The sequence below is a fragment of the Ruegeria sp. YTSC325 genome (genome assembly GCF_059609525.1).
Map to the genome: position 1 here is coordinate 468505 of NZ_JBXWLY010000001.1, position 21519 is coordinate 490023.

Consider the following 21519-nt stretch of genomic DNA (forward strand, 5'->3'; position numbering starts at 1 on the left):
TGCGGCTTCTACTCGCCTCGACAGTTCCCGACATACGGCCACATTCCGCCACATCTGCAGCGATGACAAATATCTGTTTTCTTGAGATAATTCTGTCTGTCACCCATGAGATTAGCCGACTGTCAGATTATATATCTTGTATGAAAAAGAAGCTTACATCCCGCTACGTTGATAATCTTAAAGCACCCGGCCCGAAACGCTTGGAAGTCTACGATCAGACCTTGCCGGGGTTTGGCATTCGTGTGTCGACCTCTGGCGGCAAGACCTGGTTTTGTTCACCGCGTGTCAACGGGCGCATCAAGCGGATCAAGATCGGAACTTACCCTGCGCTGGCGCTCTCAGAAGCGCGCGACCGTGCGAGAGAGTTGCTACGCGACATACAGCTCGGCGTTGCTCCTGCTGAAAAACTGACCACTCTCGGTGAGGCCGTCCCCCAATTTATTGAGCTTTGGGCAATGCCACGCAATCGCGGCTGGAAGGAGCAGGAACGTCTGCTGAATCAGAAATGGGCCCGGCTCTTCGACAAGTCGTTGGAAGATATCGAACGCAGTGAAGTTGTTCGTATCCTGGATGAGATCGTTGCGAACGGGACGCCGGGCAGAGCCAATCATGCACTGGCCGTTCTGAAGAAACTTTTGAACTGGTGCCTGGATCGCGGGATGATCAAAGCCAACCCGATCGCTGGTCTCAAACCTCCTACTAAACCGAAGGCTCGTGATCGCATTCTAACCGATGCAGAGCTGAGTTCGCTTTGGTCGGCCGCTGAAGACGAAGGGTATCCTTTCGGTATGTTGACGCAGGTATTGATCCTAACCGGACAACGCCGTGGCGAGGTTTCCGAGATGCGCTGGTCACAGGTCGATTTTGCGACGGCGACATGGACGATACCCGCCGAGCGTGCGAAGAACGGCATCGCGCATGATGTTCCATTGTCGCCAGCAGTCATCGACATCCTGAATGTAATGCCGCGCTTTGCCAGGTCCGATTTCGTGTTCACCACCACCGGCACGACGCCTGTTTCAGGCTTTGGCCGCGCCAAGGACCGTTTCGATCAAGAGATCGGCGCTAGCGACTGGTGGATGCATGACCTACGCCGCACCGCTGCGTCAGGCATGGCACGGATCGGCGTGCCGCCGCATATAATTGAAAAAGTGCTGAATCATAAATCGGGTATCATCTCCGGCGTTGCAGCTGTCTATAATCGTTACTCATACGCAGATGAGAAACGCGAGGCATTGGAGCAATGGGCGACAGAGATCAAAGCAACGAAGTCTTCTCAGCCGGTCGCACTCAAGAACTCCTCGAAACGCTACGCGTAACTGCGTCTTCGGAAGTCTTTGCTGCCTTCCGCGATGAACTCAATGAGAATGCTTCGCGCTGGCAACGAATAATTCGAACAACGCCACTTCCCCTTCCAGGGTCACCATTCGATGCCACGACGAGTCATAGAATTCGTTGGCTGGAACGGAATGTGATCAATCCCGGTGACAAGCTGCTAAATGCACTTAGAGAAGACAACCACGCGTATTTTTCTCCATGGACGGCAGAGCACGAAATTGGTCTGCCTCCAATTGAACCTGCGCTCATAGAGCAAAACCAGCGCCTATTAGAATATGCTAAGGAACTTCATTCCTGGCTCAAGTACTACCAGAACGAACGGGAAGGGCTTTATTCAGAGCTGAAGTACGAAATCGTCGGTGAGATCATTGATCTCGTTAGACAGCACTTCCCTACGGTCAAACTCTCTCGAGGAACCTATGTTCCCAAACATGGACAAGGCGGGAATACCGTGCAGTTTTTGCGCGAGACCTATTTTGACATCACCGGTGTCCACGACCCCTTGGACGCTCCTATTCAAAAGTGTCTCTAGGCAAGTTTGAAACTCCTGTTCCGTTTCGGCCTCTTTGTTTCATTCGCGATCGTGGAAAGGTTCGGCTGAAACTGTTTTCCTTCAACTGCGCCACCTGATTGGCGTTCATAACAGGAGAACAAAATGCGCGACAATTTCGAAAATCCCAGGTCTAGAGCCTGGTTGCCGCCGCCGCTGGATCCCCAGATCGGCAAAATCGTAGTGAACTACGACGATCTACGAGACATGGGAATTACCTATAGCAAAGAGCACCTTCGTAGACTTGAGGCCGATGGTCTCTTCCCCAATCGGATACGCCTCAGCGCCGCTCGCGTCGCATGGAAATACGACGAGGTCATCGCCTGGATAAACCGTCGCGCTGACGAAAGACCGATCGACTAGATCCATCCGCAAGCCACAGCAGGCCCCAAATCCAAAAAAATTAAAAGGAGAACAACATGTCCAAGGACGTGAACGATAATCAATTGGCTAAAGACTGGTGGGATGAACCTACCAAGTTTTTGCAAGGAGTTTGGCAACATCATAGCGAAGGGTTTGTCTTTCTTTCCACCAAAGGGCCCAGAGGGTGGAAAGATCACCCCATTCCAGTAAACGCGATGGATGACGCGATTATTCAAGTCTTCGCAAACTTCCCGCGTGATCGCTTTGATATATATTTTGCACCGAATCCGTTCTCGAAGCCCGAACGGAAGACTGTGTACGGATTGCCAACACAATTTGGTTGGGCGGATATTGATCTCGCAGATCCATCGAAGTTCAGACCGAAACCAAACTTTTTGTGGAGTACCTCATCTGGCCGATATCAAGCGCTTTGGAAGTGGCGAACAGCAAAAAGACCAAAAGTTGCAGAGGCTATAAGTAAGAAACTTGCTTATGAATTCGGCGCCGATCAAAGTGGTTGGGATTTTCCACAAGTTTTGAGAGTGCCTGGCACTTTCAATCTGAAGGATGCTTATGATCGCCCCAAAGTGCTTCTGCTGAAATCGGATTTCACGGCACAACGTGCCCCACGCGTCAAAGTCCAACCAAAGCAAGCGCGCAAGGCGAAGGTCAAAGTTTCTAATAATGTATCACTTTCGGATGATAAGCGCGCACGCAAAGACGCCATCAGTGCCTTGCTACGACATAAGCGCTCATTGTCAGGGGTCGGTCAAGCAATCCTAAAAGGACTGCAAAATCCAAAGGGCATGCACGTACATGCAGTCGGCGACAGAAGCAGCATGATATGGAAGAGAATTCGATCGTTACACAAATCCGGATTAAGCGAGGCTGAGATCATCACAGTTATGTGGCTCGACCCATACTTTCGATCGAAACATGGAACCAACCTTGGTGCGCTAGAAGGTGAATTGGCCCGTTTTTATGAGAAACTTGCTAACGGGGAGGTCAACCTGTGAAGCGCCTCGCCAAAAATGCTCAGGTTCAAGGGGTCATTGCTAAAGCAGTTTTGTCCAATGGATATTCAGTCGACCCCGCAGACTGGGACTGCTTGCCGCTGCCGGAGCGTGATTGGCTCTGGGAAGGTTGGATACCAAAGGGAAAAGTCACCGCTCTCTATGGGGATGGCGGCACAGGCAAAACGTTGCTAGCGCTTCAGCTCGCTACAGCCTGCGCAACTGGCCGCCAGTTCATCGGGCACGACGTAAGAGAGGGGCGTGCATTCGCCCTTCTCGCAGAAAATGAAGAACTGGATACACGCCATACTCTATCAGACATCTGCAAGAGCGGAGGCATAACGCTTCGGGATCTTCGGGGAAGGCTGCGCATAGCGTCGCTTGCGGGAGAGGACAACCACCTCGTGGACTACCACGCTGATGCAGAAGATTCACCATTTTGGACTCGGCTGCTCCTAGAAATAACTATGTTCAAGCCAGACCTCATTATTCTCGACCCAGTTGCCGAACTTTTCTGGGGTAATGAAAGCGATCGGGGACAGGTCAGCGATTTTGTTCGGCGGTTCGGAACAAAATTGGCGATGGAGACAGGGGCTGCAGTCCTGTTTCTAGCGCATCCGAGCAAGACTGGTAAAGCTACGGGAACGAGCGGGTCAACTGCGTGGAGCAACGCTGTCCGCAGTCGCCTGCATCTTCGCGAACCTGATGATCAGACTGCTGATCCAAGCTACCGGCAGCTCACGGTAGAGAAATCCAATTTCGCCGCTCGAAAACAATCGATTGGACTAGTTTGGCGCGATGGCGTGTTCCTGCAAGAGACACCAGACGCGTATCGTGATCGCCGTGAAGAAGATCTGCTTCGGTTTGTTGCCGCTGTTTCCAAAGGCTTCAACATTGGCGAATTTTGGTCACCGCATCACCAAGCAAACCGACGGTATGTTGTCACTGCGTTGTTAGAGCGTATGGAGATGAGCGCAGAATTTTTGAAGTCACTCTTGAACACTGCACTGGAACGTCAGTTGCTGGTGGAATTCACTGTCGACGCGCACACCCGCACAAGAGCGCTGGCGACGCCGGAACAAGCCGCCGAGTATCAAGCGACGAAGGCGCATAGTCGCAAACAACGCAAGAAACGCCTAACACGCTGAAACTAATGATGAAATTTGCGCGGCGCGAAACTAACGCGTAACTGCGTCGCGCAACCGATTATCATATTGAAATCGCTGCGCTTTTCGTGCGTGCGAAACACATGCATATACTACGTATATGTGTGCGCCACGATACGTGGCGACACATACTTGTACGTTTTGATCGTTTTCATGGGTGCAATACGAATGATGGCATTCGACGAATGTCATTGTTAATAACGGTTTAGAGCGCACTGACGATCGCTTATCATCCCCTCGAAATCCCATGCGATACAAACCAGGGACACGTGGATTATGGCCATGCCAATGCACGAACCGACGGACGATCAACGGCACATTGTCGAAGTGTTGGTTGCGGGCGGCACACCTAAGACAATTATCGCGAAGGCATTGGGCATCGGCATGAAGACCTTGCAAAGGCACTATGTAGATGAACTGGAAACCGGTCTCGAACTTGCCAACGCCAAGGTCGTGCGTCGGCTGTTTAGGCTGATCGAACAGGGGTCAACGCCAGCGACGATCTTTTGGTTGAAAACACGCGCAGGGTGGAAAGAAGGCCAGACGGTGGAGATCGAACAGAAGACAGAACAGCAGGCGTACGACTTCACAAAGCTATCGGATCAGGAACGCGCTGACCTGCGCGCGAAACTAGAAACTGTTGTCGGGCGGAGGCACTGACCATGAAACCACATATCCGAGAAGTTGAACTGATGCAGACCTACGACGCAGAACTCGACTGCTTTGTGCGCGACATTAGGATATGCCCAGATACTGGCGTTGGTGTGTTGTCCACTTTCGGTGACCGTAGTCCGGACATGTCCGCTTGTATCGAACGGTTTGAGGAGCTCGACCGCGAGTTAGAAGAGATCCAGGTGGTCAATTGGTTCGGAGACCAAGCAGTGCTAGACGGTTGCTTTCTTCGCGTTGATGGATGCTGGCAAGCGTTCGTGTACCCCCACAAACGCCGCCAGACACGCTGAGATCGCCGCTGGGGCGCTTCTAGGCAATTTGACGACGTTACCCCCGCGAAACAGGGCTCCGGCGGTCCTGGGGGCATCCTGGTAGCGCCAATCAAGAACGCCAGTGGCCAACGTTCGAAGCATTGTGTTTCCAATGACACGCAAACTCCGTATGCGCGTGTCGATCGGTGTTTCATCTTTGATCTCTATTCAAGATCAATAACTTAAAGACAGCGTGCGGGTGCGCGCCAATAAGCCTGGGTGACACATGGGTGACAGTCTCTGGATTTCGGTTGGTAGCATAACAAACCACAATACCCCCGAACGCCTATCCCAGATCTGACATCAGCCCTTTGCCAATGTATAAGCACCAGAAAGAAAGGCGTTCTTTAAATAGACCGGCAGCTTCTCGGGATACTCTTTCACTTCCTTCTTGGCGAAATTGGACAAAGCCACCGGATTGACGAACCTAGTGTGACATCCTTCTGTGAGTTGGATCAGAGTCTCGATTTTGAAAGAGACCGCACCGCCTGCCATACGGCCTTTCTTTGCGCGCGTTTTGATCGCAAATGTTCCAACCTCGTTTTCGCGAGCAAACTCATCAAGCTTGGCCATGAATGAACGCAGATCTGCCTCGGATGTGTCATCCTCGAGTTCAATCCTTGTGGTCTTCGGTCGGAGCATCTCTACCTTGCCCTCGTCATCCAGGTCGACAACGGCAAGCCGAACTTCCTGTGCCGATATCTCGCAACCGCAAACTCTCATATGTCGTTCCTTTGTGTGACAGTTCCTCACTAACATCTTTCGGTCCAGAATATATGCCACCTATACCGCTGTTTGCGCCTTATCGCAGTCAACAAGCTTAGTCATTCAGATCCGCAATGCTGGCATAGGCAAGACGGTTGAAGGCGGTCATGCCGCGCCTAAGTGCCCAAAAAGTCCAGCCAAGTCTCTCTGTGAGGTTGTCCGTAGGCGTCGGCGGGGATTTCTAAATTTTGAGTTTTGATCTTGCTTAGCTTGACAAAGCGGACATTCACTCGGCTCACATCGAACTTCTGCTCCGCGGGACATAGCTGCCGTCCACTTGGCACAAGGCAATAACCGCTCGCAGTCCACAGAGGGCACCAAGATGTACTGCGCTAAGTAGGCTCGCGCACAAAACGCAAAGCTGGCCTCAGGCAATTTCTTTGAAATCACAGTTGATTTTGCAGCGAATGGCTCGGCAATAACGCAAAAGATCCAGTGTCAAATTTTGATTCAGCTGCTTTTCTCAATAGTGTTGGAAAGCAGAAAATTATTGATCGCAAGTCGCCAATCATAAGGGTCAAGGTTGCAGAATGAAACTCTCGTATCTCCTTCACGGTCACGTAACCCATCAACTTTACTGGCGATCACATTGCGCTTCGCGGCAAGCGCTTCGTCCAGCACAAGTCCGTAAGCCTCCCAACGCGACGGAATCGCAACAATATCGACGGCTTGATAGGCCTCTGCAGGGTCCTCGGCGTGGCCTCGAAATTCTATGCGCGGGTCACCCTCTGCCAGTGTCTCAAGGTATAAACGCTGACTGCCTTCGCCAAAGATCAACAAACGCGCGCCCGGCGTTCGGGTTAACCGAAAGCCTTGGATCAGGATGTCGAAGCCTTTCTGCTGCTCGAGCCGCCCGATGGCACCAATTGTGGTCTTTGACTTGGGAGGCATCGTGTTGCGCGACAACTGCTCAAGATCAACGGTCGGAGGAATGACGGTCAGCTTTTCCGAGGCGGCCAGGCGTCTTTCCTTCATCCAGCCCGACTGCGAATGGCTGACCGCGACCACCTGATCGAAGAAGGAATAGATCACCCTCAGCATTGCAAAGAACCGACGTTTGTGTGGGACATTCAGAGTGGTGAATGCCCGGGTGTAACTGTGTTCGACATGGACCAGTCGAGTGTCCAGATGCATTGCGCGAAGCGCCGAGAACGCGGGTAAGCTTCTCCAGCTTGGTACGACGTGGGACACGATGACATCCGCATTCAGTTTGCCCCAAGAAAATGCAGTCCGTTTGACCTTCAACACCTTTTGATCGACCGTTTCGGACAGATCTGATTGCGCCAAAAGATGGTCGAGCATCCGCATCACGCCGCCCGCTGTCGTGTCGTCCACCAGGTGGAGTATCTTTTTCTGTTCCATGATGACGCCTCTCTCAGATCGATTGCAGTTTGGATTTCATTTGTCCCAGCCGGGTGATCGGGCCGGGTCCGAACGTTTTCAACACAAGGGCTGCGGCGAAAGTGCTGAACGTTTTCACAGGTTCCTCAAACACCGGGCGGAGGCTTTCCTGGACGCTGCGTGCAAACAACTCCCAAGCTTTGTCCCGATCGAGGTTGGTGATAGCCCGCCGCGCCAGATAGCGCAGCTGATAAGCACGGGACGAGGGTTCGTGCCGGGCAAAGAATTCAGGGTTCAGCGGGCGCAGCTTCGCGACCATCCTCTCCCACGCCTCTAACTGGCGATCTAAAGCCGCCGAAAGCCCGCCTGCATTGATCCGGTAGTGGGTCAGCAGCCCCGGAACACCTTCGATCTGCCAATCGGTCTTCAACATCAGCCGCATCCAGCATTCGATATCTTCGGACTGCCGGAAGGTCTCATCGAAGACCCAATCCCGCTCGGTTTCAAAGCTCGGGCGGTAGGCCAAAGCCTCCAGCACTGTCTTTCGAATAACGGCCGCCGATCCGTTGCCGATCGGGTTGCGGTTCAGAACATGTGCTGCGGTCACATTCTTCAGGCGGGGTGCTTGTTTGATCCCCATCATGCACCCCGCTTCGTCGATCAAGGCACTGCCGGAGTAACTAACCCCCACGTCCGGTTCGGCCTTGAGATGGTGAACATGAGCCGCCAGCTTCTCGGGCATCCACAGATCGTCGGCGTCGCAAAAGCCGACTAATTTACCCCGCGCGGCAGCGATGCCAGTATTTCTTGCCCCCGCCAGCCCACGATTGGCTTGCCGGACAAGTCGTACGCGTGTGTCGCCTTGGTGCGCGCGAGCAATCTCGGAGGTCGCGTCCTGCGATCCATCGTCGACGATGATGATTTCGAAATCGTCATAGGTCTGCGCCTGCAGTGAGGCGAGCGTTTCGGCCAAGGTTGCTTCGGCATTGTAAGCGGGTACGACGATGGATGCTGTGGGCATGGTGATCTCCTTCAGAATTCTCATGAAAACAACGCGCTTTTGAGTGCTTGCGGCAGGATCGGAGCCAGTGCGGCCCCTGCTGCGGTGGGCAGACCTCGGCGCAGGGGCAGCAGGAAACTGCGCGCATCCAGACTCAAACCGTTGCGTGTGTAAGACAGGGCCTGATCTTGATGCCCCAGCCGCAATGCCCGACGCGCGAGATAACGCAAATAGACGGCCTCGGACGATCGGGACGGGAACACGCCATAAGACGCAGCCGTTTTGACCGCGTAGGCCCGCCCAGCGCGCATTGCGGCCAAATCCGAAGACAATCCCCCGGCACTGGTGCGATACCAGACCTGAAAATGATTGACCCCTTTGATTGTGAACCCTTCGCCTGCGAGGCGGATCAACAGCTCCAAGTCTTCGTTATGAACCGTTCTGGTGTCCAAACCGCCCACTGCGTTGAAGACTTCACCGCGGATCGAAAGATTCGACATGGTGCAGACCGGGTTTTCCGCCAACAGGTCCTGAACGGTCAGGGGGGCACCAGGAACGGTCGAGTATGTCTGAGAATCTCCGGGCTGATCGGCAAAGAACCGGATCTGTCCGAAAACCGCGTCCGTAGAGGAAGGTTGGAAGGCTTCGTTTAGTTGCGCCAGCTTGTCCTTGTGCCACAAGTCGTCCGCGTCGCAGAATGCCAGTATGTCACCCTTGGCCAGTTCCGCCCCATAGTTACGCGCGGCACTTGGGCCATCGAAGGGGTTACTTACGACCCGGATACGGGGGTCTTGCGCGATGTGGTCCAGCACGGTGGACAAGCACACGCTTGAGGGACGATCGCCGACGCAAATCGCCTCCCAATTCGTGAAGCTTTGCGCGCGAATGCTGGTCAGCGTTTCGGCAATTGTATCCGCGTCGGTGTGAAACGGCACGATGACGGTAAAGCGGGTCATTGGTAGCGGAGCCCTTCTGTTGTTTGGTGATCCCGAGGCAGCAGCAACCAAGAGGCTGTCAGCATCAGAGCAGTACTCGTCAGCAAGTATCCGATCGCCACTGGCATCAGCCCGAACGGCGCCATGATCGCGGTGTTAAGGATCAGTGCGAAAGCCAAGGCTGCGCTGACCCGTAGCTCGATAAACGCGCGGTTTTCGGACCGCAGCCAACCGGCCACGGCAGACCAGATAACACTGGGCAATGCGGCAAGGCACAGCACCGAGACCACGGGTGAAATCTGGTGCCACTCGGCTCCCAGCAGCAGTGGCACATAGATCGGCGCGAGCGCGGCTTGCAGCAAAACCAGCGGGCTCAGCACCAGGAGCGACGTGCCGAGCCCGTGACGCAGCGCCTTGGTTTTGTCCGGGGCTACGCACAGATGTGGGAAAAGAACGACTGAAAAGGCCTGGGTGAACGAAGTCGCCAAGCCGAGCCCGGCGTTGAAGGCCATGAAGTAGATACCAAGGCTCTCAGCCCCCAGCATCACGCCGACCACAAGCTTGTCAGCTTGCAGACGCAGAACTTTGACAACCTCAACCCCCAGTACAGCACAGCCGAAGCCAACAAAGGAGCGAAGGGCGGCAAACCCTTGTTTGGCGTCAGGTGCCCAGGGACGCAGGCGGCGCATCAGGACCAGCCAGATCGGCGCCGCCAGCAAACGGGGCAGTACCAAAGCCAATGGCGAGGCCCAGAGCAGCGCCAGTAGCGCCGCCGTGACATTCGCACCAACCACCTGCCCTCCGGCAATGGCGGCGGTCTGTTGCAACTTACCCTCGCGCATCGCGAGCGCGGCCTGCACCAGACCGGCAGGCATGAACAGGTACTCTCCGGCCAGAAAGGCGAGCAACAGTGCCAGCGTCTCGTGCCCTATCGCGTAGAGGAACGCAGCGATAGCCAGTTGCAGCAAAAACAACGCTCCGCACCAGACCCAGAAGATACGATGCGCGCTGTTGCAGCGTTTTTCCAGCTCGGCCGGCGGGGCTTGGATGATCATCTGCCCCACGCCGTTTTCGGTCAGAGCCTTTAGGATTTCCCCCGCTGCAAGGGCAGCGGCAGCCAGACCGATCGCCTCGGGGCTGAGGCTGCGGGCCACGACGACAACGACCACAAGACGCGACGCCTTTGCAGCCACTTCGGACGCAGCATAGGCCAGCAGATGCCGCAAGAAACTGGTATGTGCCAATCGCTGAGTCATGTCGCCAAATGTCCAAAATAGTGTCGGGATCAGTTCTAATTGGTCGCGGCATCCCTGTCCCAGACGCGGGAGAACAGCTGGGCGCACCATCCGGCGAGCGACCTATCCGAATGGGATAAACGGCAATCCCAATGCCGGTCTGACGCACATCAAGACACTGCTGTAGCTGTGGATGCAGTTCAGGAGAGTTCAAAATGACACGACATTTCAAAGTATTGGTTTTAGGGGCCGTCAGCGCGATCGCTCTGTCGGGTTGCAGCAGCATGAAAACCCCGCGCAACATCGAATCCGTTGCGAAAGGCGATAGTTATCAGGCGCAGTACCGTGCCCCATCGCGGCGAAGGGCAAATACGGCCCTGCTACAAGCGGAAAATCTGAACGGGCGCGCCTGTATACCTCAAACCGGGGATCAGGGCGCAAGCGCCTTTGCTAAATGGTCACAGCCAACGCTGAGCCCTCTGCTGGGCGAGAAGCTTTCGCGCAATGACATGGTGCAGATTACCATCGACGGGGATGAGCTTCTTAGCGACACTTATGTTGTATCCCGCGATGGCGACCTGAAACTGCCCTACCTGCCGCCGGTGCGCGCGCAGGGCAGAACAACCGAACAGGTGGAGCGGGATGTCGCCCGCGTTCTGGTGGCGGCGCAGTTCTACGACAGCTCCCCACGCGTCACGGCACGCATCAGCGATTTCGCCTCGGTCACTGTCGGTGTGAAAGGCGCAGTGTTCGAACCCCACTCGGTCGAGATCGGAGGCACCCCCGGCGATGCGCTCGATCGAGGGCGCCAAGGCGCGCTTGGGGCGTCGACCGAGGCGCGCAATCTATCGGTCGCCATTCGCGCCGCCGGAGGGGTACGCCCGGATGCGGATTTGTCAGCGGTCGAGTTGCACCGGCAGGGCACGATCTACCGGATGGACCTGCGCGGAGTGTTCGAAGGCTCGGACCCGACTGACATCATGCTGCTGACTGGGGACCAGATCGTGGTCAATAGCCGCGGGTGTTTTCAGGACGATCTGATGCGACCCAGCCCGATCAGCCCGCCCGGTGTGACGCTGTACATGTCCAACCTTACGCAACCAGCCGCGGGCAACGCGCAATCCGCTATTGGACGCGACGTGCGAGAGGTTCCCTATGGCACGCGCTATCTGCAGGCCGTGGTCGACACCAACTGCGTCGGCGGGGCCAAGACGACCAATGCCAATCGCAGTGCGGTCCTGTTCACCCGCAACCCGATGACCGGGAACTCGATCGTTATTGAACGCAATATCGAAAAGCTGCTGCGACGTGGGGATCGCGATGACTATGACCCCTATGTTCTGCCAGGAGATGCGATTGCATGCTACGACAGTAAGGTTACCGGCCTGACCGAGGTCGCCCGCGCAGTTGGCATCGTCGGCGCAGCGGCGCTGCTGGCGCCCTAAGTCAATCCCAAGCGGGCGATGATTTCGCCCGCTCCCAAGCAGTGGAGACTGCAGCGAGTTTGTTAGTGATGTCTTTGTGTTCTTTGGCTGCAGTCTCTACCGCAACTAACGCCTCTCGAAACTCTTCCACGCCGAAGGTTGCTGCACTCCCAGCCAGTTTGTGACAGGCCTGAGCTATTTGACTTAAATCTGTCTGGTCAAATGCCCCGGTTTCTAGCTGTTCAACCAATTCATCCCCTTCGGCAATGAACTTGGCATGCAGGCGGGCAAAGACTTCAGGGCCGAGGCTGCCTTTCAACTCCGCTAACGGATCTGGCTGCGCATGCTCCGAAATCTGCCCGTCGGTGCGCGTGACCACTGAAAGCGCCCTGCGCAGGGCACTCAGCGAAATCGGTTTTCCAATGAAAGCCGTCATACCGGCCGCGCGAAAGGTCTCAACCGCATCTGGCAGGACATTGGCCGACACAGCGATAATCGGCACATCGGTCGACTGACCCTGACCGCCACGAATATGGCGCGCAGCAGTTGGCCCATCCATCACTGGCATGCTGATATCCATCAGGATCGCATCGAACCTCTGACGGCTGGCCTTGTCGACGCCAACCTGCCCGTTCTCCGCCGTAGTTACACGGTGCCCGTCCAGCGCAAGCATATTGCAGATGACCTCGAGGTTGATCTCGTTGTCTTCGACCACCAACAAGTTCAGCGAGAGAGCGGTCTCGGTAATGATCTGAGCAGCTTCTAGCAGTTGGTCGCGCGCTGACGGCTGTAACGGTATCCGCAGCCAAAAAACGCTTCCTTCGCCCAATGTGCTTTCCGCCCCCACCTCACCACCCATGGCCTGCGCGAACCTGCGGGCAATTCCCAGGCCAAGCCCGGTTCCTCCGACCGTTCGACCGATAGAGGGATCGCTGGTGTGGAAGTCATCAAAAATGGCGTCGATCTCATCCTCGGCGATGCCAGCCCCGCTGTCGATCACACGCACTTCGTAGACATGCGCTTTACCCTGACCGCAAGGTTCACATCTTTCGACCTCGATCGACACACGGCCATTTTCGGTAAACTTGATCGCATTACCCACAAGGTTCAGCAGAATTTGCCGCAACCTTTGCGCGTCAGTCGCGACATGCGGATAAGCTCCGCCCACCCATTGCCACGAGATTGAATTGCCGCGCGAGGCCGCATTGCCGCTTTGACCATCCACAAGGTCCTGCAACATCGCGTTCAGGTCGGTTGGCTCGTGCGCGACAGACAGCTTGCCGGCCTCGAACCGAGCAATATCCAGCACTGCATCCACATGATTTTGCAGAACCTGGCCCGAGATCTCCATGTTGCGGACAAACTGAGACTGCTGTTTGGTCGTGCGTGTATTCTTGAGAAGGGTGAGGTTGCCCAGCAACCCGTTCAACGGGGTTCTGATCTCATGACTCATAACAGTCAGAAAATCCGACTTGGCCTTTTCCCCGGCAAGGGCACGGTCGCGGGCCGAGACAAGCTCTTTCTGATCCGCAACGCTTTGTGAGATATCGCGGACAAAACCGATAACAATTTCCTCGTCCCCGGCCTGAGCGGATTGCAAGGCGAGTTCGACGGGAAATACATCGCCATTCTTGCGCAACGCCTCAAGTTGAACGCGACCCTTGCCAACCACGTGGCGGTCGCCCCCGCTCTGCATCCGCTCCATGCCTGCATTATGCGCCGCGCGTAGATGCGCGGGAACAATCAAGTCGCCGATCGAACGCCCTTTGGCCTCATCTTCGGAATACCCGAAAATCGCCTGTGCAGCTGGGTTGAACTCCAGCACTTCGCCGTCGGCGTTCACCACGATCACGGCATCCAATGATGTAGAAAGGATCGTATTCATGCGCTGGTTGGCTTGCTGGATTGCCCCACCACGTCGATCTGCCTTGCGATTGACCACCAAGAGATAGGCGCTGACCGCAGTCAGCGTCAGAAACAATCCCCCGGACAAAACGGCTAGTTGAAACAGGCTGAGCGCGGTTTCTTCACGGCGCTGATCCGACTGGCTTGCAAAGTACGAGATCGCCGAGACCGAAAGCTCTCGCACTTTTTGAGCGATCCCCTGCGCGCCGTCATAGAGAACCGGCAGCCCCGCCTTCAACCCAGGGTCCTCAGCATCGATTGTAGGCACCGAGACCTCCAGATATGCGGAGACGTCGTTCAGAGGTTCAGCGAATTTCGGGTCACTTCGCAGCGTTTCAAACAGACGCGAGGTGTCTAGAATTTCGATACGGCTGTAAAAAAGATCGAAACGGCGCCGGACAAGGTCCAGGTTTTCTGTGCTTGGCTCTGCGTCCGATACACCCGTCTCAAGCGCGTTGAGGTAGAACAGGAACTCGACCTCGACCTGCGTCAACGTCCATTGCACGTTATCTGTCTGGGCTGACTGCCGGTCGCTTAGGTCGGATATCACCTTGACGGACAGCAACACGACCAAAGCAAGGGCACCCAAAACGGCGATACCGATGAGCCCGAGAGCCCACCGGCGACGCGAGTGGTATTGGAAATTTCTTGTCAAAGTCTGGCCCGTATCACCCACTTCACACTGTGTTTTAACCCCACGCTATTTTACGATTTCCAACCTGTCGAGTTGCCAAATGCTGCGAGAGTAAATCACCTCGGTCTGGTACTTGGTGTCACTGTCATATGGATATACGATCCATAGCGGTCCTTTCTGCCGCCGGGACATCGCCACGCCGTCCATCTCATAGGCGACAATCGGGTCTTGCGCCGATATTGAGCCCACAGGTATCTCAACCGCGTAGTCGTTGATCGCCGTTGCCCGGATCGTAGCACCTTCTGCTTCGACCTGTTCCAGCAAGACAGAGAGGGGAACGCCGACAAAAGTGGCCTCGCCTTCAGTCCAGATCGTCGAGGTTTCAAAGCTGCGCTGCGGTAGCGCCTGCAACATTTCCATATCGAACTGCGCCGCCCCGTCGGGGCCGGTCTGTGCAATGTTGCCCGAAACGGTCAGGACCACTCCTCCTGTCGGAGTGCCCAAGTCTGCGGCTTGCGCAGGCGTCAGGCAAATGGTGAACGCCGCTGTGAGGATCGCAAAAAACATACGCATCGTAGTCTCCACTTCATTGACCTCAAGAAACCAGAAAGAGATCCGCCGCGACAGATGGGCATGGGGATACGCACCTATCCGAACGGATAGGTGCGCAGGTCTCATGCCGCGGCAGACAGGAGGTTCATGCGCTGACGCAACATGGATTTGAAACCGTCACGCAGCTCGGCACGTTCCAGCGCAAAGACGGTCGTTGCCTCCAGATATCCGGCGACTGACCCACAATCGAAGCGCTCTCCTTGAAAAGCGAAACCGCAGCATCCGGTCGCTTCGATATCGGCCGCAATCGCATCGGTCAGTTGAATTTCATTACCCGCGCCGGGTGCCAAACCGTCCAGCTGATCGAAGATCGAAGGGTGCAGCAGATACCGCCCGACAATGCCAAACTCAGACGGAGCCTGATCGGCCGCGGGCTTTTCGACCAACCCTTTCAGATGCTGTACCTGCCCTGTCCCATGCGCGATATCGACCACGCCATAGTCGCTGATCCGGTCGGATGGAACGGCCTCGGTTGCGATCATGTGGCTGCCTTGAAAGTTCTGGACCATTTGCGCCAGGACCGGGCGCCGCGCGTGGATCACATCATCCGGCAGGATCACCGCGAAGGGATCGTCACCTACAAAGTCGCGCGCCAGAGACACCGCGTGGCCCAAACCACGAGGGCTGTCTTGTTGGATAAAGTTGTATGTCTCATCATCAAGATTCGATCGGCGCAAACGGTTCAGCAGGTTGGTCTTGCCACCATCCTTCAGTTTGCGCTCCAGCCCTGAGTTGCGCCCGAAATACGCCTCGAGCACGGATTGTCCGGTTGAGGTGACGAAGATGAATTCATCAATCCCCGCGGCGCGAGCCTCGTCCACAGCGTATTGGATCAAAGGGCGGTCGATCAGCGGCAACATTTCCTTTGCCACAGATTTGGTGGCGGGCAGAAACCTTGTGCCCAGACCCGCGACCGGGAAAACAGCTTTGCGAATACCTGTCATTTCAATGCTCCTAGGTTTGATCAGTAAGCGCCGCGACCTGACACGACGGCACGTGCGGTCATTGCAATGAGGATGAGGTTCAGAAGGGGCGAGCGGGAGCGGACATAGGCTGCATCCAGTGCGATCATGTGGTCAAAGCCGATGCCGGCGCGGCCCGAAACCTGCCAGAGGCCGGTGATGCCGGGACGCACCTGCAGGCGCTCCAGCGCTTGTTCGGGATAGGCAGCAACCTCTTCGGGCAAAGCTGGGCGCGGGCCGACCAGCGACATGTCCCCTTTTAGCACGTTGAAGATTTGCGGTAATTCATCCAGCGAGAACCGGCGCAGAACCTTCCCAACGCGGGTGATGCGTGGGTCATTTTTGGCTTTGAAGCACACGCCCTTACGATCCGAATGGGTGAGCAAATCCGCACGTCGCGCTTCGGCGTCCTGCGTCATCGAGCGAAACTTGTACATCGTAAAGGGCACCCCGTTTCGACCAATACGTGTCTGCCGAAAAAAGGCGGAGCCGCGACTGTCCAATCGCACCAATGCGGCGATTGCGGCCATGGGAAGGGCCAGAAGAGACAGCGCGACCACCGCCAAAGTGAGGTCCAGCAGGCGACATGCTGAGACCTTGGGAACAGAATTGTGCGCGACACGCACGAGGAATTCGAAATTACCCACTAGATATCTGCGGGCCATACGGCGGGGCTCCATCGCCAACCGCCATGCCCATTCCATCCGGGCGCGCCGAACGATGCGCGGTGCCCGACGCACATTCCCGGCCAGGAAGTCGAACAAAGCACCCACGCCAAGCGCGATTCCAGGGTCAAGCCGGTGACGGTTCTGCGTAATCCAAAGCTCCTGCAGTGGGACGCCCATAGCGATCAACAGAATGTCCGCGCCAGATTGGTTGATATCGTCGATCGCCTCATCAACCCGCGCTGCCCCTTCATAGCCATCGCGCGTACCAACCACGACCAAATCGGGGATCATGTGCTGCAACCGCGCCGCCGCAGCCTGAGCTGTTCCGGGACTTCCCCCCAACAGGTAGACCGACTGGCCAAGACGCGCGGCACGTTTTAGTAGTTTTGGAACAAAATCCGTACCGTTCAGATTCTCGGCCAACGGGACGCCTTGCAACTTCGCAGCGACCTCCACCCCAATTCCGTCAGGTAGGATCATATCTGCCCGGGCCAAAGCTGCTCGATATGTATGGTTGCGGGCCCTTATATTTGCGCAATGTGCATTCAGGAAAAACACAGTCCGGCGGGTCCCATCCAGCAGTTTTGAGATCACCTGTCCGGATCGGGCGTTCACAACTGGCAGACCCAAAATCTCAGGCTTTTCCAAAGTTGGTTTGGGTGTTGGCTGCGCGCCTTTATGCATATCTTGGACTGACAGGAACTGCATGGAACTCTCCGATCAACGATGACAATCTGTGCTTCAGACTGCCAATGAGACCCTGCAACCGATAGGCGAGCATCCGGAGAGGGATCGGAGAATAGGTCTATTAAAACGACCCCGCAGCACATAGCGTGGTGAAAACGGCCGGCTGACCTATCCGATTGGATATTCACCTGTCCGTCAGGAAGGCTTCATGCCATGGGTTCAATGTTTTACTAACGCATTTGGGTGTGGTTGGGGGCAGACGGAGATTTGAGATGAAAGTTCTTATTGCTGACGACCACGACCTTATTTTGGATACGCTCGTTGCCTTCATAGATGCAGCAGGCGGGATCGAGGTGGAGACCGCGCCGGATTTCCCAGCCGCGAAAACTTTGATTGAGAACGACGGAGCCTTTGATCTGGTTCTTCTGGACCTGAACATGCCCGGCATGAACGGGTTGGCCGGACTTGAAACCTGCATCGCTTTGGACGGTGCCCAGCATGTGGCCCTGTTTACCGGCGACACCTCGCGTGATCTGGCGCAACGCGCGCTAGAGCTTGGTGCAGCCGGTTTCGTCCCAAAAACTTTACCGGCTAAATCTCTGGTCAACGCGATCCGCTTTATGGCGATGGGGGAACAATACCTTCCTGCGGGTTTCATGAACGCAGAGCAGCCGGAAGACTCCCACCCCATGGCTCAAAAACTGACAGAGCGTGAGCGGCAAGTTCTGAAAGGGCTGACTGAGGGCAAATCCAACAAGGAAATCGCTCGTGATCTGGATCTGTCAGAGCCGACGATCAAACTGCATATGAAGACTTTGTACCGAAAAGTTGGTGTCAGCAATCGAACGCAGGCCGCCCTGGCCGCGCGCGAGGCTGGGTTGTTCTAGGCCTAACTATCCGAAGGGATAGGGGACGCTCCCAATCCCCTCGGCCCCTAGCCTGCTGAGCGAATGATCAGCAATCAGATGCGGTGTATCACCCTTGTAAGAAAGGGTTTTTCCATGCCGCAACAGATTTCGAACTCCTCTGAGTCCACGCGCGACATGCAATTTCTGCATTGGGTGCGCATTTCCCGATCCAATTTCAGAACGCTCGGGTGGCGCCGCATCGTAAAGGGCGGGCGCCTTAGCGATGTAGGCCGCCTGCCTCGTTACGTGGCATTATACCTTCTTGGGGCGAGTTGCATCTGGGCCCCGATCAGCGGCCATTTGGCGACCGCGCCTGTCAAATACACCTCTCACGCATCATTAATCCTGCCAGGATCTGGCGCTTCGGCATCGGTCAATCTGGCCAATATCGGTCAGGCATCCTCGTACGCGAATTCCGCCTTTGCCAACGGGTCAATCAGCCCGACCGAGACGTATAAACGTTTGTTGTCGGCCGACCGTATACTCGACGCGGCAGCCAAGGCGGTAGAGGCTGACCGGGACGCGTTTGGAAAGCCGCGGGTGCAACTGGTCGATCAAACCAGCCTGATCCATATCGAGCTTCAGGCGGCCTCTCCGGCAGACGCTCAGCAATATGGAGACGCCTTGGTGGCCGCCTTTTTCGCTGAGATTGACGCCCTGCGGGCCGACGAACTTGCCACCCGCGAGGCCAGCAATATTGGCGCGATCGAAGACTACACACGAGCAATTCAGGCCACGCGGGCCGAGATCAAACAGCTGCAATCGCAAAGCGGTCTGATATCAGTCGCGCAATACCAAGAGCAGGTCGCCGCTAATGACCGTGCAAAGCAGGAGCTGCGAACGCAGGAGAGCGAGCTGGCACGCCAATCGGAACGTGTCGCCGCGCTTCAAGTCGCGTTGAATCTGCCCTCTGACGCAGCGGCGGCAACGCTGAAACTCTATGCTGATGCGCAGTACCTATCGTTGCTTGCGGATGTGTCGGTGGGGGCTGCAAAGCTGGCGCAAGTCGACGCGACCTACGGATCGCGCCACCCAATCTATGTGAATGCCCAAAACGAATATGAAGGGGCGCGTTCGGTTGCTTTAAAACGCGCGGCGCAGGTGACTGGTCTTGAGGTCGAGCAGCTCGGTGGACTGGATCGCGCGCCGGAAGGGCAACGGGCGCAGTTGCTCAGCGAGTTGGTGCGCGAAGATGCCTTGCGCGCCGGATTGGAAGAGCATGTCGCGACACAGCGCGCGCAAGTTCGTTTGGAAACCCTGCGCCTGTCAGACCTCGCCCCCATCGCCGCTGAATTGGAGGACCGGCAGAGAGATTTCGCCGTGGCAGAAGCCGTGTTCGCCTCTGCCATCGCGCGGTCCGAGTCGAAAAAGACCGATGTTTATGCCTCCTATCCCTTGATCCAAGTTCTGGAGAACCCGTCTCTGCCGGCTCGCCCGTCTTCGCCGAACAAGAAGATCTCGATTGCCGCCGGGATCGTTGCAAGCCTTATGCTGCTGATGGGTTTGGTTCTGGCATGGATCCGAAACCCGCTGATCTCAAAGCTGCTGAAAGACCAGAAAGAGGCCGCAGTTTGACGCGTGTGGCCCCTCAAACGCCAGCCGAAAAGATCGTCTGGTGTACGCTGATCTGGACATGGCCGTTCTACGGGCTTGGCGCGCTGTATGTTGTCGGTCCGGTGCTAGGTTGGATGTTGGCTACGATAGCCGGGGTGTCACTTTATCTCGGCCCGGTGATCCGTTTGGATATGCGTGCAACGGGCCCTGTACCTGCTCTGGTCTGGATCTGGAGCGTTGGCATGCTGGTGATGCTGGTCTCACTTTGGGCAGGCCACGCGGACTGGAACCTTGGCACCACCAAAACGATCAAATCGAGTATCGGATGGGCAAAGGGTTGGGCGCTGATCCCGTTGTTTATCCTAGCAGGGGCGGTTTTGCCAATACGGCGCGAGGTTTTGGTCAGAGGGCAATGTGTGGTAGGCCTTTGGACCTTGTGCCTTCTGCCGTTGCTCATTGCCGCCCCGTATGCCGGTCTGCCGCATCTGCTGTTTACATCTCCCCTTAAAGCAGTGGGCGGCCCGGGACCTGAATATTTCTCGGTCTACCTGTATACAATCGACCCCGCCAGCGGCACGCCACGGTGGCAGTTCTTTGCGCCCTGGTCGCCATTCGCAGCCTTGTTGGGTGTCTGCATGGTCCTATTTGCCCTGGAAGAAAAACACAGCAGCTGGAAGGTCATCGGCTTGGCTGCCGGAGTTCTGATGATCCTTATGTCCAAGTCCCGAATGGGTATGGTCGGATTGGTGATCTGCTCGCTGTCACCCCGCCTCTTGCCACTTGTCGCCCGCAGCTTGGGGTGGATTCTATTGTCTGCAGTCACCACCACCGTAGCCGTTTGGAGCGCAATCTTTGTCGAATTCGGCAACCGAGCCCTTTACAGGTTCAAATCCGCGCGCGCCGATAGTACCCGCGTACGCGAAACTCTGCAGCGTATAGCTTATGAGCGCTGGCAATCGGATGCGATGGTTTTCGGGCACGGCACAGTCAGACCCGGTGCGCATCTTGTTGAGTACATGCCGATCGGCAGCCATCACACCTGGTACGGATTGCTATTCGTGAAAGGGCTGACCGGATTTGCCGCGTTTCTCGTTCCTTTCCTCGGTCATTTAGCAATCGTCACCCTGGACGCCATAAAGTCGGAACGCGGGAGGCTGCCGCTCGGGCTGTTGCTCACAGTTCTCCTGCTGACCTTTGGAGAGAACGTTGAAATCCAAACCTATCTACTCTGGCCGACCTTACTGATGCTCGGATTGCATTTGCGAGAGGTCAAATCAGTGTGTCTGGGAAGCTGATACGCCGCAAGGATTGTTGCGACACCAGCGTAGTGTCAGACGTCACTCTTTTGGGTTGGTTCTTCACTGCTGATAGGGACATTTTGACCTTGTAAAGTGAGTACTTTCACATCGGGCAACCAACGAATTGACCGTGAAATGCTCTTCAGCCCGGCATTTAGTGGCACTAGTCGCCGACTAG

General features: G+C 56.0%; 20 protein-coding genes. 11 read left to right on the plus strand and 9 right to left on the minus strand.

Translation table 11 applies throughout. From position 1 onward, the window contains the following. Window positions 1–140: 140 nt before the first annotated feature. From AC2FF7_RS02370 to AC2FF7_RS02400, 7 genes are all read left to right on the plus strand, one after another. On the plus strand, window positions 141–1319 hold the full coding sequence (locus AC2FF7_RS02370; RefSeq protein ID WP_496748821.1) for a tyrosine-type recombinase/integrase: 1179 nt from the start codon (window positions 141–143) through the stop codon (window positions 1317–1319). Continuing rightward, window positions 1244–1870 carry a hypothetical protein gene (locus AC2FF7_RS02375; RefSeq protein ID WP_496748820.1) on the plus strand — a complete coding sequence of 209 codons (627 nt, stop codon included), beginning with the start codon at window positions 1244–1246 and terminating at the stop codon, window positions 1868–1870. The genes AC2FF7_RS02370 and AC2FF7_RS02375 overlap by 76 nt, the downstream gene beginning before the upstream one ends. Window positions 1871–1993: 123 nt before the next feature. Then, entirely contained in the window at window positions 1994–2251 is a 258-nt protein-coding gene (locus AC2FF7_RS02380) for a helix-turn-helix transcriptional regulator (RefSeq protein ID WP_496748819.1), read from the plus strand. A gap of 56 nt (window positions 2252–2307) precedes the next feature. Beyond that, entirely contained in the window at window positions 2308–3267 is a 960-nt protein-coding gene (locus AC2FF7_RS02385; protein ID WP_496748818.1) for a DNA-primase RepB domain-containing protein, read from the plus strand. Next, window positions 3264–4412, plus strand: a complete 1149-nt coding sequence (locus tag AC2FF7_RS02390) for an AAA family ATPase (RefSeq protein ID WP_496905137.1) — start codon at window positions 3264–3266, stop codon at window positions 4410–4412. Before AC2FF7_RS02385 ends, AC2FF7_RS02390 begins: the two co-directional genes overlap by 4 nt. A gap of 300 nt (window positions 4413–4712) precedes the next feature. Beyond that, complete coding sequence (locus tag AC2FF7_RS02395; protein WP_496748816.1) at window positions 4713–5090, plus strand: hypothetical protein; 378 nt, start codon at window positions 4713–4715, stop codon at window positions 5088–5090. 2 nt (window positions 5091–5092) lie between these two features. Beyond that, window positions 5093–5392, plus strand: coding sequence for a hypothetical protein (locus AC2FF7_RS02400; protein ID WP_171727350.1), 300 nt, complete (start codon window positions 5093–5095; stop codon window positions 5390–5392). 324 nt (window positions 5393–5716) lie between these two features. On the opposite strand, the gene AC2FF7_RS02405 is transcribed toward AC2FF7_RS02400, so the two are convergent. The 5 genes from AC2FF7_RS02405 to AC2FF7_RS02425 all read right to left on the minus strand — a co-directional run bounded on the left by AC2FF7_RS02405 (window position 5717) and on the right by AC2FF7_RS02425 (window position 10710). Further along, a complete protein-coding gene (locus AC2FF7_RS02405) occupies window positions 5717–6136 on the minus strand; it encodes a DUF3010 family protein (RefSeq protein ID WP_170482268.1) in 420 nt (139 codons plus the stop codon). Between the two features lie 492 nt (window positions 6137–6628). Next, window positions 6629–7540 (minus strand): glycosyltransferase family 4 protein, encoded by a 912-nt coding sequence (locus tag AC2FF7_RS02410; protein WP_108862101.1) that lies wholly within the window; start codon window positions 7538–7540, stop codon window positions 6629–6631. A 13-nt stretch (window positions 7541–7553) separates the two neighbouring features. Continuing rightward, window positions 7554–8540, minus strand: coding sequence for a glycosyltransferase family 2 protein (locus AC2FF7_RS02415; RefSeq protein ID WP_480869492.1), 987 nt, complete (start codon window positions 8538–8540; stop codon window positions 7554–7556). Window positions 8541–8560: 20 nt separating this feature from the next. Next, on the minus strand, window positions 8561–9475 hold the full coding sequence (locus AC2FF7_RS02420) for a glycosyltransferase family 2 protein (protein WP_480869494.1): 915 nt from the start codon (window positions 9473–9475) through the stop codon (window positions 8561–8563). Further along, window positions 9472–10710: an oligosaccharide flippase family protein gene (locus AC2FF7_RS02425; protein ID WP_496905138.1), complete on the minus strand. Its 1239-nt coding sequence runs from the start codon at window positions 10708–10710 to the stop codon at window positions 9472–9474. The genes AC2FF7_RS02420 and AC2FF7_RS02425 overlap by 4 nt, the downstream gene beginning before the upstream one ends. Before the next feature lie 194 nt (window positions 10711–10904). Between AC2FF7_RS02425 and AC2FF7_RS02430 the strand changes: the two genes are divergently transcribed. Further along, complete coding sequence (locus tag AC2FF7_RS02430) at window positions 10905–12134, plus strand: polysaccharide biosynthesis/export family protein (RefSeq protein ID WP_496905139.1); 1230 nt, start codon at window positions 10905–10907, stop codon at window positions 12132–12134. Window position 12135: 1 nt separating this feature from the next. Here AC2FF7_RS02430 and AC2FF7_RS02435 read toward each other — a convergent pair whose 3' ends face one another. The 4 genes from AC2FF7_RS02435 to AC2FF7_RS02450 all read right to left on the minus strand — a co-directional run bounded on the left by AC2FF7_RS02435 (window position 12136) and on the right by AC2FF7_RS02450 (window position 17602). Then, window positions 12136–14673 carry an ATP-binding protein gene (locus tag AC2FF7_RS02435; protein ID WP_496905140.1) on the minus strand — a complete coding sequence of 846 codons (2538 nt, stop codon included), beginning with the start codon at window positions 14671–14673 and terminating at the stop codon, window positions 12136–12138. A 45-nt stretch (window positions 14674–14718) separates the two neighbouring features. Further along, the gene (locus tag AC2FF7_RS02440; protein ID WP_496905141.1) at window positions 14719–15225 is read right to left on the minus strand and encodes a putative pterin-binding protein; all 507 of its coding nucleotides are present in this window, start codon (window positions 15223–15225) and stop codon (window positions 14719–14721) included. 101 nt (window positions 15226–15326) lie between these two features. Further along, complete coding sequence (locus AC2FF7_RS02445) at window positions 15327–16208, minus strand: UTP--glucose-1-phosphate uridylyltransferase (protein WP_170752081.1); 882 nt, start codon at window positions 16206–16208, stop codon at window positions 15327–15329. 20 nt (window positions 16209–16228) lie between these two features. Continuing rightward, window positions 16229–17602 (minus strand): WecB/TagA/CpsF family glycosyltransferase, encoded by a 1374-nt coding sequence (locus tag AC2FF7_RS02450; protein WP_234899560.1) that lies wholly within the window; start codon window positions 17600–17602, stop codon window positions 16229–16231. 251 nt (window positions 17603–17853) lie between these two features. On the opposite strand from AC2FF7_RS02450, the gene AC2FF7_RS02455 reads away from it, so the two are divergent. From AC2FF7_RS02455 to AC2FF7_RS02465, 3 genes are all read left to right on the plus strand, one after another. After that, window positions 17854–18468, plus strand: coding sequence for a response regulator transcription factor (locus AC2FF7_RS02455; RefSeq protein WP_170752082.1), 615 nt, complete (start codon window positions 17854–17856; stop codon window positions 18466–18468). Window positions 18469–18582: 114 nt separating this feature from the next. Beyond that, entirely contained in the window at window positions 18583–20064 is a 1482-nt protein-coding gene (locus tag AC2FF7_RS02460; RefSeq protein WP_480869509.1) for a GumC domain-containing protein, read from the plus strand. 5 nt (window positions 20065–20069) lie between these two features. Beyond that, the gene (locus AC2FF7_RS02465; protein WP_496905160.1) at window positions 20070–21338 is read left to right on the plus strand and encodes an O-antigen ligase domain-containing protein; all 1269 of its coding nucleotides are present in this window, start codon (window positions 20070–20072) and stop codon (window positions 21336–21338) included. Window positions 21339–21519: the final 181 nt, after the last annotated feature.